At 63.7% G+C, this 15644-nt stretch carries 20 protein-coding genes and 3 pseudogenes; 12 read left to right on the forward strand and 11 right to left on the reverse strand.

Features of this window, described 5'->3' with window-relative positions:
• Positions 1 to 6: 6 nt before the first annotated feature.
• The 4 genes from ABIG06_RS02360 to ABIG06_RS02375 form a co-directional block, all read right to left on the reverse strand.
• Positions 7 to 1011 (reverse strand): zinc-dependent alcohol dehydrogenase family protein, encoded by a 1005-nt coding sequence (locus ABIG06_RS02360; protein WP_370133888.1) that lies wholly within the window; start codon positions 1009 to 1011, stop codon positions 7 to 9.
• 7 nt (positions 1012 to 1018) lie between these two features.
• On the reverse strand, positions 1019 to 1846 hold the full coding sequence (locus tag ABIG06_RS02365; RefSeq protein WP_370133891.1) for a carbohydrate ABC transporter permease: 828 nt from the start codon (positions 1844 to 1846) through the stop codon (positions 1019 to 1021).
• A 4-nt stretch (positions 1847 to 1850) separates the two neighbouring features.
• The gene (locus ABIG06_RS02370) at positions 1851 to 2738 is read right to left on the reverse strand and encodes a carbohydrate ABC transporter permease (protein ID WP_370133894.1); all 888 of its coding nucleotides are present in this window, start codon (positions 2736 to 2738) and stop codon (positions 1851 to 1853) included.
• A 61-nt stretch (positions 2739 to 2799) separates the two neighbouring features.
• Complete coding sequence (locus tag ABIG06_RS02375; RefSeq protein ID WP_057199173.1) at positions 2800 to 4098, reverse strand: ABC transporter substrate-binding protein; 1299 nt, start codon at positions 4096 to 4098, stop codon at positions 2800 to 2802.
• A gap of 192 nt (positions 4099 to 4290) precedes the next feature.
• Here ABIG06_RS02375 and ABIG06_RS02380 point away from each other — a divergent pair, with 192 nt between their 5' ends.
• The 6 genes and pseudogenes from ABIG06_RS02380 to ABIG06_RS02405 all read left to right on the forward strand — a co-directional run.
• The gene (locus tag ABIG06_RS02380; RefSeq protein ID WP_370133898.1) at positions 4291 to 5331 is read left to right on the forward strand and encodes a LacI family DNA-binding transcriptional regulator; all 1041 of its coding nucleotides are present in this window, start codon (positions 4291 to 4293) and stop codon (positions 5329 to 5331) included.
• A gap of 10 nt (positions 5332 to 5341) precedes the next feature.
• The gene (locus ABIG06_RS02385; protein WP_370133901.1) at positions 5342 to 6076 is read left to right on the forward strand and encodes an SDR family NAD(P)-dependent oxidoreductase; all 735 of its coding nucleotides are present in this window, start codon (positions 5342 to 5344) and stop codon (positions 6074 to 6076) included.
• A complete protein-coding gene (locus ABIG06_RS02390; RefSeq protein WP_370133903.1) occupies positions 6054 to 6419 on the forward strand; it encodes a formylglycine-generating enzyme family protein in 366 nt (121 codons plus the stop codon). The genes ABIG06_RS02385 and ABIG06_RS02390 overlap by 23 nt, the downstream gene beginning before the upstream one ends.
• Positions 6373 to 6963: a hypothetical protein gene (locus ABIG06_RS02395; protein ID WP_370140993.1), complete on the forward strand. Its 591-nt coding sequence runs from the start codon at positions 6373 to 6375 to the stop codon at positions 6961 to 6963. The genes ABIG06_RS02390 and ABIG06_RS02395 overlap by 47 nt, the downstream gene beginning before the upstream one ends.
• Positions 6878 to 7572: pseudogene (locus ABIG06_RS02400) on the forward strand (PAS domain-containing protein). The gene ABIG06_RS02395 and the pseudogene ABIG06_RS02400 overlap by 86 nt, the downstream one beginning before the upstream one ends.
• A 92-nt stretch (positions 7573 to 7664) precedes the next feature.
• Positions 7665 to 8138, forward strand: a pseudogene (locus ABIG06_RS02405) (HWE histidine kinase domain-containing protein); the annotation flags it as partial.
• Positions 8139 to 8465: 327 nt separating this feature from the next.
• Here ABIG06_RS02405 and ABIG06_RS02410 read toward each other — a convergent pair.
• On the reverse strand, positions 8466 to 8921 hold the full coding sequence (locus ABIG06_RS02410; protein WP_370133905.1) for a low affinity iron permease family protein: 456 nt from the start codon (positions 8919 to 8921) through the stop codon (positions 8466 to 8468).
• 80 nt (positions 8922 to 9001) lie between these two features.
• Positions 9002 to 9420, reverse strand: a pseudogene (locus ABIG06_RS02415) (hypothetical protein).
• Between the two features lie 91 nt (positions 9421 to 9511).
• Here ABIG06_RS02415 and ABIG06_RS02420 point away from each other — a divergent pair.
• Both ABIG06_RS02420 and ABIG06_RS02425 read left to right on the forward strand, forming a co-directional pair.
• Entirely contained in the window at positions 9512 to 9727 is a 216-nt protein-coding gene (locus ABIG06_RS02420) for a hypothetical protein (RefSeq protein WP_370133908.1), read from the forward strand.
• Positions 9728 to 9847: 120 nt separating this feature from the next.
• Positions 9848 to 10486: a hydrolase gene (locus ABIG06_RS02425; RefSeq protein WP_370133911.1), complete on the forward strand. Its 639-nt coding sequence runs from the start codon at positions 9848 to 9850 to the stop codon at positions 10484 to 10486.
• Positions 10487 to 10769: 283 nt separating this feature from the next.
• Here ABIG06_RS02425 and ABIG06_RS02430 read toward each other — a convergent pair whose 3' ends face one another.
• Positions 10770 to 10937: a hypothetical protein gene (locus ABIG06_RS02430; RefSeq protein WP_370133914.1), complete on the reverse strand. Its 168-nt coding sequence runs from the start codon at positions 10935 to 10937 to the stop codon at positions 10770 to 10772.
• A 102-nt stretch (positions 10938 to 11039) separates the two neighbouring features.
• On the opposite strand from ABIG06_RS02430, the gene ABIG06_RS02435 reads away from it, so the two are divergent.
• Positions 11040 to 11276, forward strand: coding sequence for a hypothetical protein (locus ABIG06_RS02435; RefSeq protein WP_370133915.1), 237 nt, complete (start codon positions 11040 to 11042; stop codon positions 11274 to 11276).
• 40 nt (positions 11277 to 11316) lie between these two features.
• Here the strand turns inward: ABIG06_RS02435 and ABIG06_RS02440 are convergent, their stop codons facing one another.
• Positions 11317 to 11541, reverse strand: coding sequence for a hypothetical protein (locus ABIG06_RS02440; RefSeq protein WP_370133917.1), 225 nt, complete (start codon positions 11539 to 11541; stop codon positions 11317 to 11319).
• Positions 11542 to 11825: 284 nt separating this feature from the next.
• On the opposite strand from ABIG06_RS02440, the gene ABIG06_RS02445 reads away from it, so the two are divergent.
• The gene (locus ABIG06_RS02445; protein ID WP_370133919.1) at positions 11826 to 12275 is read left to right on the forward strand and encodes a response regulator transcription factor; all 450 of its coding nucleotides are present in this window, start codon (positions 11826 to 11828) and stop codon (positions 12273 to 12275) included.
• A gap of 100 nt (positions 12276 to 12375) precedes the next feature.
• Here ABIG06_RS02445 and ABIG06_RS02450 read toward each other — a convergent pair whose 3' ends face one another.
• Both ABIG06_RS02450 and ABIG06_RS02455 read right to left on the reverse strand, forming a co-directional pair.
• Complete coding sequence (locus tag ABIG06_RS02450) at positions 12376 to 12621, reverse strand: hypothetical protein (protein ID WP_370133921.1); 246 nt, start codon at positions 12619 to 12621, stop codon at positions 12376 to 12378.
• A 33-nt stretch (positions 12622 to 12654) separates the two neighbouring features.
• On the reverse strand, positions 12655 to 12879 hold the full coding sequence (locus ABIG06_RS02455; RefSeq protein ID WP_370133924.1) for a hypothetical protein: 225 nt from the start codon (positions 12877 to 12879) through the stop codon (positions 12655 to 12657).
• A gap of 816 nt (positions 12880 to 13695) precedes the next feature.
• Between ABIG06_RS02455 and ABIG06_RS02460 the strand changes: the two genes are divergently transcribed.
• Together ABIG06_RS02460 and ABIG06_RS02465 are read left to right on the forward strand one after the other, a co-directional pair.
• Positions 13696 to 14589 (forward strand): sensor histidine kinase, encoded by an 894-nt coding sequence (locus tag ABIG06_RS02460; RefSeq protein WP_370133927.1) that lies wholly within the window; start codon positions 13696 to 13698, stop codon positions 14587 to 14589.
• An 80-nt stretch (positions 14590 to 14669) separates the two neighbouring features.
• The gene (locus ABIG06_RS02465; RefSeq protein WP_370133930.1) at positions 14670 to 14840 is read left to right on the forward strand and encodes a hypothetical protein; all 171 of its coding nucleotides are present in this window, start codon (positions 14670 to 14672) and stop codon (positions 14838 to 14840) included.
• Positions 14841 to 15061: 221 nt separating this feature from the next.
• On the opposite strand, the gene ABIG06_RS02470 is transcribed toward ABIG06_RS02465, so the two are convergent.
• Positions 15062 to 15289 carry a hypothetical protein gene (locus ABIG06_RS02470; protein ID WP_370133932.1) on the reverse strand — a complete coding sequence of 76 codons (228 nt, stop codon included), beginning with the start codon at positions 15287 to 15289 and terminating at the stop codon, positions 15062 to 15064.
• Positions 15290 to 15644 lie beyond the last annotated feature (355 nt).

Raw genomic sequence — 15644 nt, forward strand, 5'->3', positions numbered from 1 at the left:
GATCGCTTAGTCCAGCGCCAGCACGGGCTTGATCAGCTCGCCCTTGGCGAAGCGGACGAAATTTTCCGGGAGAGTCGACAGGCCGAACTCGCCGTCGACGAGGACGCGGTACTCGTCCTTGTACTTGCGCAGCAGCTCGACATTCCGCTCGAAATCCGAGACCGGGAAGTAGAAGGTCCGGATCATGTAGAAGTCCTTGCGGCGGAAGACCTTGCCTTCCTCGATGGTCCAGGGCGCGGCGTTCTCGCCGACCAGCAAAAGCGCGCCGCGCGGCAGCACGAGCTCGATGCCGAGGTTACGCGCCGCGTGCGCGCCCGAGCATTCCATGATGAGGGCGAAGCGCTTGGAGGTATTGCCGACGGGGTGCGCCTTCGCGCCGAAGGATTGCGCGATCTTTAGACGCCCCGCATTGGGATCGGCGACGTAGATATCGTCGTAACCGAGCGCGCGGAGCGCCAGCACGACCCCAAGGCCGACGGGCCCCGCGCCCATCACGAGAACAGGTCCGGCCTCACTCGCCGGCACCACCCGGCTGACGAAGCGCACGGCATGGCCTGACGTACCGATCGTGTCGAGCAGCAGCGGGGCGAGGCTGTCCTCGATGTCATCGGGCACCGGCAGCAGGCAGTTCTCCGGCACCGGCACATATTCGGCATAACCGCCCGGCCTGTTCCAGCCGATCAGGCTGGAGACTTCGAGGCACATCTGGGTGTCACCGCGCTTGCAGGCGGCGCAGTGACCGCAATGCAGCGGGATATAGACGGCGCAGCGGCGGCCGTGCAGGCGATGGCCCGGCTGCTCGACGACGCCGAAGATTTCGTGGCCGGCGGTGAACTCGGCGCCCTTGTGCCAGAGTTTGAAGTCGGAGCCGCATAACGCCGTGCGCGAGACACGGACCAGGACTTCGCCGGCACCGACATCGGGCATTGCCACGCGCTCGATGGTGATGCGGTCGTTGCCGTGGAAGACCGCGGCCTGCATGATCGAATTCGGGCGGGATGATATGTTCATCAGTTACCTAGCCTTTCACCGCGCCGAGCGTCAGTCCCGACACCAGCCAGCGCTGAACCAGGGCGGCCAACAGCAGCGGCGGCAACGCGATCAGCGTTGCCGCCGCCATGAGTGCGCCCCATTGCGTCGAGCCTTCGCCGATGAAGTTGAAGGCCGCCGCAATCAGCGTCTTCGTGTCGCCGTTGGAGAGCACCAGCGCAAACAGGAAGTAGTTCCACGAGAATACGAAGGCGAGGATCGCCGACACCGCGACGCCGGATGCCACCAGCGGCATCGCGATGCGCCAGAGGATGCGTGTGACGCTGCATCCGTCCACCTGCGCGGCCTCAAAGACGCTGCGCGGGATGGCATCGAAGGACGGCAGCAGCACCCAGATCACGATCGGCAGTGTGATGACGGCGTGACTGAGGATCAGCGCCGTGTAGGAACCGATCATGCCGATCTGCCGGAACATAACGTACCAGGGCAGCAGGAACAGCGTGCCGGGCGCCATGCGCGCCGCCAGTGTGAGGATCGCCGGCCATGAGATCCGTGTCCAGGAGACGGCGAAGGCGGCGGGGATTCCAAACAGCAGCCCGAGCGCGGTCGAGCCGACGGTGACGACGAGGCTGTTGAGCGCGTAGCTCAGGAACGGCGTGGTCCTGGTCAGCTCGATATAATTGTCCAGCGTCGGCGAGAAGATCAGCGTCGGCGGATAGGCGGTGACCTCAAAGGACGGCTTGAACGAGGACAGCACCATCCAGACCGTCGGCGCCATGATGAGCACGCCGGCGAGCACGAGCTGCAGGGTGTTGAGCCAGCGGATCCAGCGATCGGTGTTGGCGGCATCGTTCATGACATCACCACGCCACTGCGCCGCGCAGGCGATTGAAGGCGAGCACGGCGCCGAACACGATCGCCGTCAGCGTCAGCATCAGCGCACTGGCATAACCGATGTTGAAGAACTCGAAGCCGACCCGGAAGCCGTAGATGTTGAGCGTGTTCGAGGCGTTGCCCGGCCCGCCCTGGGTGGTGATGTAGATGATGTCGAAGAAGCGCAGGAGATCGACGCTGCGCAGGATCGCCGCGGTGACGATGGTCGGCAGCAGCAACGGCAGCGTGATGCGCTGGAACGTCTTGAAAGGGGACGCGCCGTCGATCTGCGCGGCCTCGTAGACGCTCGGCGGCAGCGACTGCAATCCGCCCAGCACGATCAGGGCGACGTAGGGTGTCCACTGCCAGCTGTCGATCAGCGCCACGGTCGGAATGACCCATATCGGCGAGGCCAGCCAGTCCGACGGCGGCAGGCCGAGCGACTGGAGGATGAAATTGGCGGCACCCAGCGAGGGATCGAGGATCACCAGCCACATCATGCCGGCCACCACCGGCGGCATCATGAAGGGCGAGATGAACAGCGAGCGCACGATGCCCGACAGGCGCTTGGCGTGGAACAGCACCAGCGCCAGCCAGATACCGAAGACGAGCTGCAGCGCCAGCGACAGTACGAACAGCGCGATGGTGACCCACAGTCCGTGCCAGAACTCGACGTCGGAGATCAGCTTCGAATAATTGGCGAGACCCGCAAAGGACTGCTTGCCCGTCGAGGAAAAGGTCTGGAAGCTCAGCCAGATCGTATAAACGACCGGAAACGCGATCATCGCGACCGTGAAGACCACGGCCGGCGCCGACAGCGCCGCCATCTCCAGCTTCTGCCGGTCCTGCGTGAGTGTCGCAGCCGTATCCGACATGTGTTCCTGTCCTCGATCGAATTGGGTGCCGGCAGGCAGCAAGCCAGCCGGCATCGGGCGGTCAGTTTAGCGCGATCAGCGCGTCCAGCGCCTTGTCGGCATCGGCGCAAGCCTGGTCGATCGGCTTCTGCTTCAGGATCAGATCCTGCACCGCCTGCCCGATGAACTCCCGCGATTGCGGATTGGCGACGATGGGATAGCCGACTTCGGACGAGCCCTTGGTGGCGAGCACGTCGAGCGCGGCCTGCCATTCCTTCCGCACCGGCTCCTCATCGATCCACTTGCGATATTCGGGATCGTTGGCGACCGACGGGCGCGGCGGTGCGATGCCCTGCAGCGCCATCTTCTTCTGCACCTCGGGGCTGGTCGCCCATTGCACGAAGTACCAGGCCGCGTCCGGCTGCTTGCTGTGCGAGGACACCGCCATGCCCCAGCCGATCGTGGTCGGCACCTGGCCGGCATCGCCCGCCGGGAATGGCAGCAGGCCGGTGTCCTTGAGCCGTGCGCCGCCTTCCATCACGGTGCGCAGTTCATTCGAGGATTCGAACGCCATCGCTGCGCGACCGCCGCGATACAAAGCGGAAATCTGCTGGAAGCTGTAGTTGACGACGCCGGGCGGTCCGTAATCGCGCAGCAGGCGGCTGTAGGTGTCGAGCGCCTCCTTGCCCTTCGCCGAGCAGAGGTTCGACTTGCCGTTGGCGATGTAGCTGCCGCCGATATTGTGCAGCATGTTGCTGAAGGTGTAGGCGACCGCGGGCTTGAGGCCGCGCGAGACGAACGGCGTTACCGTGCTGTCGCATGTCTTGATCTTCTCGGCCGCAGCCTCGACGTCCCTGATCGTTTTCGGCGCATCGAGGCCGCACTTCTTGAAGATGTCGGTGCGGTAATAGAAGATCGGACCTTCGAGATTCATGGGCATGCTGGTGAGCTTGCCGCCGAAGGTCGCCGCCTTGAGCAGAGCCTGACTCAGCCCGGCAGGATCGTAATCCTTGGCAACGTCATTCTTGGCCATCGCGGTGAGATCGCCATACCAACCGGCAGCGGCGAACTGCTCGCCCTCGCGCGAGGGCAGCGTCATGAACACGTCGACCTCGTCGCTGTTCGCGTTCATGACCGTGACCAGACGCTGGCGCATCTGCTGTTCCTGATAGCCGTCGACCTTCAGGGTCATGCCGGTCAGTTTCTCGAAATCAGCCTTGTAGGTCAGCAGCGCCTGCGAGACCGGATTGTTGTTGGCGAGAAAGGTGACGGTCTTGCCCTTGAACTTCATCCAGTCGAAATCGGCCGCGTGCGCCTGCGCGCTGACGGCAATCGCGAGAACGGGCAGCGCGACATGGGTCGCAAGCATCCTGGCCTTCATCGAACTCTCCTCCCGGCTGGCCGCCTTGAGCCGGCGGACCATTTTGAACGCGTTTCAGCACCACTTGAAAACGGTTACAAAATAGACCTCACATCGGCCGTGTCAAGCGATGGACAAGTCGCACAATCTACGGCAGATTTGCGATATTATCGCTACCACGCCGCTCGCAGCACAGGATGTAACGTTACATTCATGGGGTTAACCAACGCCAAGTCTGTGAAACAGGGCATCCGCGCCGTGGCGGCCCGGGCCGGCGTTTCGACCGCATCGGTCTCGCGTGCTCTCAACAATCCCGATGCGGTGAGCCCGTCCCTGCGCGCGCGCATCGAGCAGGCCATCGATGCGCTCGGCTACATCCCGCATGCGCCGGCGCGCATCCTGTCGTCACGGCGTTCGCGCACGCTCGGCGCGATCGTGCCGACGATCGACAACACGATGTTCGCGCGCGGCATCGCCTCGCTGCAGCAATATCTCTCCTCGGTGGGATACATGCTGTTCCTCACCACGAGCGGTTATGATCTCGACATCGAATTGCAGCAGGCGCGCAATCTCATCAGCCGCGGCGTCGACGGCCTTGTGCTGCGCGGCGACTGCCATCACGACGGCCTGCGAAAACTGCTCGCCGACAACGCCGTGCCCTTCATCAATGTCGGCATCTACCAGCCTGACCGGCCCTACCCCTGCGTCGGCACCGACAACGAAGCCGCCGCCCATCGCGCCGCCGCGCATGTCATCGAGCTCGGCCATCGCCGTATCGGCATCGTCTCGGCGCTCCAGCGCAACAACGACCGCGCCAGCGCCCGCGTCGCGGGCTTTCGCCGCGCGCTCGCCGAGAACGGCATCGAGCTTCCGCCGCAATGGCATGTCGAGGTGCCCTATACGCTGGACGACGCACGCGAGGCGGCACGCCATCTCCTGAACCTGAAGGACCGCCCAACGGCCGTGGTGTGCGGCAACGACGTCATCGCCTATGGCGTGCTGCTCGAGGCGGAGCGCGACGGGTTCTCCGTGCCGCGCGACCTGTCCGTCATCGGCTTCGACGACCTCGACTGGAGCAGGCATCTGCGGCCGAGCCTGACCACGATCCATGTTCCGACCGGAGAAACCTGGCAGCGCGCCGGCGAATATCTGGTGCGCAGCCTGGCCGGCGAGCAGACCATCATGCACCGCGAGATCGATTTCTCGCTGGTGGTCCGTGAATCGACCGCCCCGCCGCCGAAATCCCTGCAGTGAGACAATCCCAATGACTTCGAATTTCTACCTCGCGCCCGGCTTTCATGCCGTCGTGATCGGCGGAGCCGGCGACATCGGCGCGGCGATCAGCAACCAGTTTTGCGACCTCGGCGCGACGGTCACGGCAACAGGCGCCAATGAGGTCGATCTCGCCCGCACCCTGCTCAAGCCGCGCGCTGGCCTCACGCTTGCGACTCTTGATGTCACCGACGATGCGGCGATCACGTCATTCGCCGGACAGCATAAGCGTGTCGACGCGCTGGTCAATTGCGCCGGGATTCTCGCACGCGACAAGGAATTCGAGATCGAGACCTTCATGAAGGTGATCGACGTCAACCTCACCGGCACGTTCCGGACCTGCATGGCGTTCCACCTGCTGCTCACCGAGACCAGGGGCTCGATCGTCAACATCGCCTCGATGAATGCGACGCTGGCGCTGCCGCGAATCCCGGCCTATTGCGCCAGCAAGGGCGGCGTCGTGATGCTGACCAAGGCGCTCGCCCTGAAATGGGCCGAGGAAGGCATCCGCGTCAACGCGGTTGCGCCCGGCTATATCGAAACCGCGATCAACGCCGCGGGCCGCAGCGATCTTGCGCATTACCAGCGGATCGCCGACCGCACCGCGTTCAAGCGTTGGGGACGCCCGGACGATATCGCCGGCGCGGTTGCGTTCCTCTGCATGCCGGCGTCGCAATATGCGACCGGCACTGTCGTTGCTGTCGATGGCGGATTTCTTGCCGGCTGACGTCACACGAGCGCCCGCGGCCTTACGTCGACTGAGACGTCCGGCGGCGGCGCCCGTTCGCACTTTCGCGCCCAACGAATATGGCCTGCACAATGTCGCCGGAAATGTCTGGGAATGGTGCGAGGACTATATTTCGCCGGGCTATCACCGCCTCACGCCATCGAGAGATACCTTGAACTGCGAGCCAGCTCCCAACCGGTCGATGCGTGGCGGCCCCTTCCTCTGTCACGGATTTTGCTGCAATCGCCTTCGCGTCGCGGCGCAGAGCTCCAGTCTGCCCGACTCCGCATCGAGCAATGGCTTTCGCGTCGTGCCCACCGATCCGCCGCGGGATCCTTCATAGGATGGAGCCGGCTCCACAACCTGCGAAGCCCGCCGGCGCCCCCGGCATCCGGCTGCTGCCGCTGTTCCTGCGCAATTTCGTACGCAATCGCGAGACCGGCCTCGTGCTGGTCGCCATCGTCGTCGGGCTGCTCAGCGGCGTGCTCGTGGCTGCGATCTCGAGCCTCAGCCAGGTCTCTCACGCCCTGCTGTTCGACATTCCTTTCGACGCTCACCTCAGTGCCACCGGGGTGATCTCGTGGCAGCGAACGCTGCTGATCCCGGTGCTCGGTGGCCTGGTGCTTGCGCTGATCGGGCTTTACTTCGCCCGGCGCGTCAAGGGACAGCAGCTCGCCGACGCCATCGAGGCCAACGCGCTCTACGGTGGCCAACAAGTTCGCGACCGAGCTCGTAGATTTCACGGAGGTATTTCAGCTCGCCCCGGTCGGCTTGGCCATCCTCGATGCGGACTTGAGATATGTGTATTGCAACGACCTGTTGGCAGAGATCAACGGCCGCGCGGCTCAGGATCACCTTGGCCGGACCGTGGCCGAAATGGTGCCTGACATCGCGCCAGAGGTCGAGAAGCCGTCCGCGCGGTGTTCGAGACCCAGCAACCGATCTACGAACTGAAGATCAACGGGAGCACGCCCAAGTCACCTGAAGTCCAACGAGCCTGGCTGGAGAGCGTGCGCCCGTTGCGCTCTCGCGACGGCGCCCTGCGACACATTCTCGTCAGCGTGCAGGAGATCACGGCGCTTGAGAGGGCGGAAGCTGCGTTGCGGGAGAGCGAGCGCATCCTGAGAGCATCGCACCAGCTCAGCCCCGACGGCTTCACAATTCTTCGGGCGATCCGCGACGACGACGGCGAGTGCATCGATTTTGCGTGGGAGTATGCCAATTCAGCTGTCGAAGAGGTGCTGAATATGGGTCCTCTGATCGGAAAACGCCTGCTCGAGGTGCCCCCGGAAACCGTGACCATCCTGATCTGTTCCCTCGGTACGTCAGGGTGTTGTCGCTGTGCGGACCAGACGAAGCAGAGCTGCACTACCAGGCCGACGGTATTTCGGCTTGGTTCAGGAATTGTGCTGTCGCGATCGATCGCGATCGGCTCGCTGTGTCGTTTCAGGATATATCGCGAAGGAAGGACGCCGAGCAGCAGCTGGCGCTGGTGACAGCTGAATTCCGCCATCGGATCAAAAACACGTTGGCTGTCGTCGAGGGAATTGTAGCCCAGACAGCCTAGTACGCGACCGACGTACCCAATTTCTCCAAGGGAGTGCGGGCTCGGCTCCGGGCGCTCGGGTCAGCACAGGATCTATTGAAGGACGAAGGTAAGGCCGACGTACAGCTCAGTGAGGTCGTTCGCGCCGCGCTCGGGCCCTTCGAAGGACAGAACCTTCGGTGTGCGCTCAACGCCGAGGCCGCTGTTGCTTCGGAAGCTGTGGTCCCTTTGACATTAGCTCTGAACGAGCTCGCGACCAATGCGATCAAATATGGAGCGCTTTCTTCAACAGGAGGGAGCGCCGAAATCACGTCTGAAGTGAATGCCGGGCGGGTGACGCTCACTTGGCGGGAGACGGGCGGAGCAAGGGCTCAGGCGCCGCAACACCAAGGATTCGGGTCTCGTCTGATCGACGCTGTGGCGTCCCGCTTACCCGGTGGTCGAGTATCGAAAGAGTTCACTCCTGAGGGCCTGCTGGTCGTGCTTGATTTCGAGAACGGCTCCGGTGGAGCATAGCCTACCAACTGAGGGGCGGCGGATCGGGACACCACCGCCCGCGGTGTTGCCTTGATCCTAATGTCACGCTGGCTACCGTCACAGGGCGCTCAGATAGTCCACCGACTCCGACGAATCCAGCTTGGCCCCTCATTTCCGCTTAGGGCCATTTTCGACGTTTGCACAGGGATTTTCGAGCGGGGCGGATCTCCGCTTCTGCCCGTAAGCGTCCGTATGCTCGGTTGACGGATGGAGCCTCTCGTTGATGCACGCAGCACGCGCTAACCCTACCTGTACGATGTTTGAGGGCGGCCCGGAGGAGTTGCGCCGTATCGGGGTCTCGGGCGCTCAGTCCGCCGCCTGGTCGGCGGCGCGCCGGGCTCGCCGTCCGGTCCTCTTCACGTGCTCGTTCGCTGCCTTCTCCGCCTTGGCGCGCGACTCGCATTTCTTCCGCAGGTCTTCGATCTCCTCGTCGGTGAGATGCTCGATGCCGACGAGCGAGTTGCGCGCCGCCCCGACGCGGATCAATTCGTCGAGCTTAACCTGCATAGCTGCGCTGTCGCGGTTCTGCGAATTCTGAATCAGGAAGACCATCAGGAAGGTGACGATCGTCGTGCCGGTGTTGATCACCAGTTGCCATGTGTCGGAATAGCCGAATAGCGGTCCCGTCACAGCCCAAACGACGACCACCAGCGCGGCGATCACGAAGGTCGACGCGCGTCCCGCAGCCTGCGAAGTGCGGGTGGCGAACTCGCCAAAGAAGTGGGCGGCCGCGCCTTCCTTTTTCTTTCGCCTGTCGTTCATGAGACCTCCGACTGCGGAAGAACGGTCGAAGAGGTCAGCGGGTTCCCGCGCGCCCTGCGGTCCCTTACCAAGACCTTTGCTCAGGACACCTTGGCGCGCGCCCTCTCCCGCGCCTCGCGGCGTCTTTCCCGGCGCTCGCGCCGGCGCTTCGCCCTGTCGACCGGTTGTCCCAGCGTCGGCGCTTGCGCAGGCCCGGACTGAGCCGCGGGAGCTCCCGCGACCGTCGTCCAAAGAGGCCCCGCCGCGGTCGGGGGGCCTCCATGAACTCCAGGACGGCCCGCCCCTTGGGAGTGATCTTCCAGCCTCCGGATTCGCGGTCAACCAGGCCCTGCGAGAAGATGTCGAGGTCCGGCACCCGCGCCGCAAGCCGCTTGGTCCGGTCGGCCCACTCGCGGCCGCTGGTCGCCAGGATGGCCATGTCCCGCTTCAGGTCCTCCATCACGGCGAATCCTTCCGGATGGCTCACCAGTATCTTCAGGACGGTCACCTCGAAATTCACGCGCGGCTCCGGACGGTCAACGCCACATGGTGGGGGCGCGGAAAAGCGCGTCGCGCCCGACCTGACGTAACTGCTCCGGGGAAACCTCGGCATGCCGCGTGTTGGTCCAGGCCCAGCCGCGGGGGAGCCCGCGGCATGCCTGAGCGCCAACGCCGCGGTGATGCGGGCCGAGGCTCTGTCCCGGAAGCCCGGTCAAGCCGGTGCCATCGCGTTCTCGCGGACCTGCGATCCGTCCAGCGGCGACTTCAGCGATGCCAAGCTAATCCGGGAATTCGGCGAGGTGCCGGACGATCTCAGCACCTTGTGATGCCCGACGCCGCTGATCGACGGTGGGGAAGCTCGCATCATGAGATCTTGGTGATATAGACCTGGATCATCAAATGATCAGCTGATCACCCCCTTTACTTCCATTCGAAAGAGAAACAACGTGGCAAAGACCCGACCCGAACCCGTCCGCGATCCGAAGGCCGATCACCTTCTGACCCCGCAAAATTGCGTTCTGGTCCTGATCGACTACCAGCCTGAGCAGTATTCCAGCGTGACTTCGTCCTCGCGTGAGGAGATCACCCTCAATGCGATTGCGCTGTGCAAACTCGCTCAGGCCTACGGCATCCCTGTCGTGCTCTCGACGGTGGCGGTCGACATGGGCGTGAACGAAGGAACGATTCCGGAGATCCGCGCGGCTCTGCCGGGAGTGGAAGAAATCGACCGCACGGGCGTCAACGCATGGGAAGACGAAGACTTCCGCAAGGCGGTCCAGGACACGGGGCGGCGCAAGGTGGTCATCGGGGCGCTCTGGACCGAGGTCTGCCTCGCCTTTCCGACTCTGGACATGCTGGCCGAAGGCTACGAGGTCTACCCGGTCGCCGACGCCGTGGGCGGCATCTCGCCGGCCGCGCACGAACGCGCGTTCGACCGAATGATCCAGGCCGGGGCAAGGCCGATCACGGCGATCTCCTTTGGTTGCGAGATCATGCGCAACTGGGCGCGGGGAGATTCCGACAAGCTGCGGGAAGTCATGCGATGGTATTTTCCTCAGCATCGCCGCCTGCACAAGTCGGCTTGAGGGATAGTCGGCCACGGGAAGTTGAGCTGGCTCAAAGCGAAACCGCGGGGGCAGGCTTAGAGTTGGCTTCGTACCGAGCGGCATGAGTTCGCGCTCCGCTGCCGTTACGGTTGCGGAGCACCGGACTCCTAGGCACTCCGGGCTCCGTCCCTTCTTTCCGATCGCAGATGCAACGTCGGCTTCGAGAGCGACGTGCGGATACGTCTAATTCCGGAACTGCGGGTTGGACGGCGAAAGCATTTTGACAGTTTGTGAGCGCGATCGGCCCCGGCAGTCGTTCCACCTATTCCTCGCTGGCGGCGGCGGCATTTCCGGGCTCGAGCAGGCTGAGCGCCGTCTCGATCTGCGCGAGCAGCCGTTCGATTCCCTCGCGCTCGTTCGGTCCGGGATCGCTTTCCAGCCGGTCCAGGAGCGCCTGCTTGCGCGCATGCAGCCTAGCCACGATCGACATTGCATCTCCCCGCGCGGAACACCTGCAAACCACGTAGGGCGTGGGCGATCGGTTTGCCAATCCCGGCTTTGCGGTATTTGGAATCCCGATCAGGCGGAGCGCTTGCTGGACGAGCTGACGTTTCCTTGGCCAAGCAGCTTCCCGGTCCGTGCTGCTAACGAAGTGGAGCGCCATGCAGGCCGGACACCGCACCGACACGTAGGCCATTCCCGGCGCGCCCGGCCGATCGTCGTCCAGCCGATGCTGGACGTTCATGCCGGTGTGCGGACATCTGAAGATGATTTCGCGCTCCATGGCGAGATGATGCGCCCGGCCATCAGCCAGCGAAATTGCGGTTGATTACTTAAGCCGGCGCGTTCCGCAGGATACCGAGCCGACCCTACTCGGTCGGCACACCGATTTCGCGGATCGTTATTTCACAGAGCGTCACCGCCTCGGTGACGCCGCGCCTGTGAACTGCGATCATCCTCTGGGCCACGATGTCGCAAATCGGGTCCTTGCGATCGACCAAGCCGATTCTGCGGAGTGCGGCATTGAACGCCAATTCCAGAACGTGCCGTTGCTCTGGTTCAAAACCGTCTGTGATTAGAGATGTGATCGGCATAGCGGCGCTCCCTTGCCTTGCAGGCGGGAGCGCAATCGGTCTCTCAGCCACCGACGCCCACGGACAGAGCCTTGGCCGGTGATGGTTTGACCATGCGCCTTTTGTGGCGAGATAGCGAGTCTGAATCATTCTTCTATGCGTAGCCACTTGCTCAAAGCTCTCAAGGTGCGAGGAGGCTTAGGTGCAGAAGTGAACATTCGCTTTATGCCCTTCGAGACCTTCCCGACGCTCGACTTTTGGCACCCGCTACCTTCGTCTCGATCGGAGGATCCCCGATCGGGGTCATGGCGTTCGATTTTCCCGTCGGGAACGACCGATCCATTGGGCCGTTCGACTGTTTTGACGAATGCCCATTTCCTTGTGAGTCACCAGTGAGCGTACTTCTCGTCGAGGACGACCCTCTGATCCGCGAATTCGTCGTCGAAGCGCTGCGCGAGGCGGGCTACCATGTCATCCACGCGAGCAACGGCGAGGAAGCTTTGGAGTGGTGCAAACGCCGGGCCGCCGACGTGCTGGTCACCGACGTCAGGCTGCCCGGCCAAGTCGACGGGCGGCAGATCGCCGAGCGCTTCCGCGAGCAGGATCCGGAACTGCCGGTCGTCTACGCCACGGGCTTTTCGCCCAGTACACCACGCCCCGTGCCTGGCAGCCGCATCGTGACGAAGCCCTTCCATCCGGATGAGATCGTCCGCACGGTGAAGGAGCTTGGCCAAAGGCGGATGTCGCCCGAGTAGCGCGGCCCCGGCCCGAGGCGCAATGCGCAGGGGCCGCGAGGCCACTGCACATCCGATCCTGAGCGGCAGCCGGGACGACCGTAAGGCCGCGTCGGCACCTTCAACCGTCCTTCAGCGCGTCCTTGACGTCCCTCACGGGCCAGCTCTCGCCGGCCGGCCTGACACGCACCTCCCCGCCGCCTCCGACCAGCTCATGCGTGGCCAGATCGTCTTCGGCTTCAACCACCGTCAGATCGGTCTCGGGCTTCCAGTCGAGCGTCAGGTCGAGATCGCCCGGAAAGATCTGCCAGCGCGAGCCGTCTTCGAGCTCGAGGATGTGGCTCTCGGAGTGCGAGCGGATCTTCATTCGAGGCGTCCCTGAGGCCAAGGCCCGCGGCCGTTACTTCTGCCCCGAAGGTGCCTGGGCGTTCGAGTTGCTCGGGTTCTTCTGCTTGTTGGCTTCATGGTGTCCGATCACGCAGCCTGCTGCAGCGCCGAGCTTGCCGTGACCCGTCATGTGACCGGCGACGCCGCCGACGATGGCACCCTTGATGCAGCCCTTGGCTTCTGCCGGCGAAATCGACGCCAGCACCAGCAGGCACATCGCAGCCAGGATTGGCCTCATGGTCTCCTCCACTCTCATTTGTCCGCTGAATCAAGTCGCAGAAGGGAGCGGCGTTCCGAAGACCGGGGTGCGCCCGCTCAGGTCGCGTCCCGACCGGAGGAGGCCGAGACTGGCGAGAAGGAGGCACGTCGGAGCCGGCCCGTTTCCTCGCTGCCGCACTTGGGGCATCTGAAGGCGATCTCGCGTTGCGCGAACGTATCCTTCCCGGAGCTCACGGCCATCGGCCAGGTGCCACACCTCGGACACTTCACCAGCAGGTCATTCGTTTCCAACATCGCGACGGCTCCTCAAGCTAAACCCCACAGCTCCGCCAACGACCAGAAGATTCCGCCGTTCCCTGCGCCTCGCGCAGGACAGAATAGCCGTTAGCTTTGAGCCGACGGAGCCCCCTTCTGTACCAAATGATACAAACGCCTGCCGTGGCCGTGCTATGGTGGCCGAAAGGGGCTCGGCTCGCGTGGTAGATCGTCTGAAGGACTCACTCGCCGGCTTGGAGCCGCCCACCTGCGTGAACTGCAGGGTCGAGATGAGATGGATCATGTCGACGCTGGTGCGCCAATCGTCGGCAAGCACGATATTACATCGCTTCGTCTGTCCCCGTTGCGAGGGCGTCGACGACGTCGAAACCGAGTTCAAGCCTTCCCGACAAGCTGACGAAACGGCGCGGAGCGGCCAACGCGGCTTAAGACGCACAGGAAATGGGGAGCGCACGTTCTCCATCGGAACATCGAGCCCTGAAGGCACGTTGCTCCGAAGTGGAAGCCTTTCTGCACCGCCTGTTGACGGTCGGACTTTCCGATCTGGGTGCGTTACACCTTGACGCTCGGCCTGGTCGGCATCGCGTTCATCGCCCGGGTGTTGTTGGACGATTACCTTCGACCCTATCCCTTTCTGCTGTTCATCCCGGCCATCTTCCTGTCCTCCGTCCTGTTCGACCGGGGCTGCGGTCTCGCGGCGACCGTTGCGGGTGCCGCGCTTGCCCTCGCCTATCTTATCCCGGGCCCCCCATCGTCGGCTGCGATCCCTCTCATCCTTTTCATCTTCACGGGCATCTGTATCGCCGCTGTCACCGAGCTTCTGCGGAGCACGCTGCACAAATTATCCGAAGCCAACCGGTATTCGGAAATTCTGCTGCAGGAGCTCGCGCATAGAACGCGCAACGACCTCGCCACCATAATCTCCGTCCTTCGGCTTCAGGCTCGCTCGGCGACCGACCCGGCGGTCCAGACGGCGATCGCGTCGGCAGTAAGTCGGGTGGACGTGGTGGCGAAGGTCCACGACCGACTGCGCGACACCGCCGACGGCAGCCGCATCGCCCTTGCGCCGTACATCGAAGCCCTATGCGGAAGCCTGGCCGACTTTCATCGTGGCGTACGCACGATCTCGATCGGTGTCCGTTGCGAGAACATCGAGGTACGGAGCTCGCAGGCGGCGTCGATCGGGCTGATCGTGAACGAATTGGTCACGAACTGCTTCAAGTACGCCTTTCCGGAGGGCCGCCAGGGCACGGTCGAGGTCGACGTCCGCGTCAAGGACGAGCGTGTCCTGGTGACGGTGCGGGACGACGGCGTCGGCTGTCCCGCCGACGTCAGGAGCGGGCTCGGCACCCGCCTCGTCGGCCTTCTCGCGACGCAGATGAAAGGCACCGTAGTGAGAAGGCCACTTCCCGAGGGGTGCGAGGTACAAGTCTCGCTTGCGCTCGACGCCTGAACGGCGAATGCACCGAATTTCCTCGAACCTCGCTGCAACCGAAGAAGGGTTCTGGCGTAGACGGGTCGGAGCTTGCGACCATGACCGCACCATCGCCGAAGATGCTCGAAGAACTGCAGCGATACCGTAGGCTGCACGCGGAGGCGACCGACCCGCTTGCGGTGCGGCTGCTGCAGGACATCATCTCCGAGCTCGAGGCGAGCCTGCCGAGCGAGCAGCAGGATACAGGCAAGAAGGCTGACGACGCCTAGGCCGTGGGCAGGGATCGACCCCGGCATAGGCTGCGAAGGTCTTTCCGTTTAGCAAAGTGCGGAGCCATGTTGGCCGTCCTCGCCTCCCGAAGGCGCGTTTCTGTCGACGAGAGCGGCCTTGCCCGCCGCGCTCGCGATCCTTCAGAGCAGCGGTACCGGTCGCCCCCTTCCGATGCACCCCCAGGTCGGCCAACGGCTCGCGGTACTGCACTCGTCCGAATTCATGCTTCCGGCAGGCCTAATTCCTCGATCGCCCGGCCGCAGATTTCGGCGGGATCCTTGAGGCCGGTCTGACCGACCTCGATGATCTTCTTGGCGATCAGTTCGGTTAGAGGGTCGTTGCGATCCTGCACGCCGATCCTGCGGAGCGCCTGTTCGTAGGCCGTCGAAAGCCGCGTGATCTCTTCCGGCCCCAGAGGTGAGTTCTGAAGTATTCGATAGATGGCCACCCGTCCTCCCCAACGCTCGGGGTAGCGTAGCACCGATGTGCTGTGGGAGCATTGCACCCTTTCGGCTAATTTTAGCTTTCGCACCCCAAGCGGGCGTCGCCCAAAAGGGGGTGCCGATGAGCGACGCGAACCTCGTTGCGCAGAGGAACGATAGCGCGAGTGCCAGCTTTTCCCAATGCCCCTACCCAAGGGGTGAACCCCGAACTGGCCCCAGCTCATAGCCCCCTAGCCCCCCGAGCTGGGGCCTTTATCCGGAGCAGAAAGCCCTTCGATTGATGTCTTCATTGAGAGGGCTGTCGTCTGCGCCAGCAGCGGCCGTGCCGTCGTGCCGCGCCATGAAAACGCTGACCTAGCC

Origin of the sequence: Bradyrhizobium sp. USDA 326 (genome assembly GCF_049739485.1) — a bacterium.
Taxonomy (GTDB): domain Bacteria; phylum Pseudomonadota; class Alphaproteobacteria; order Rhizobiales; family Xanthobacteraceae; genus Bradyrhizobium.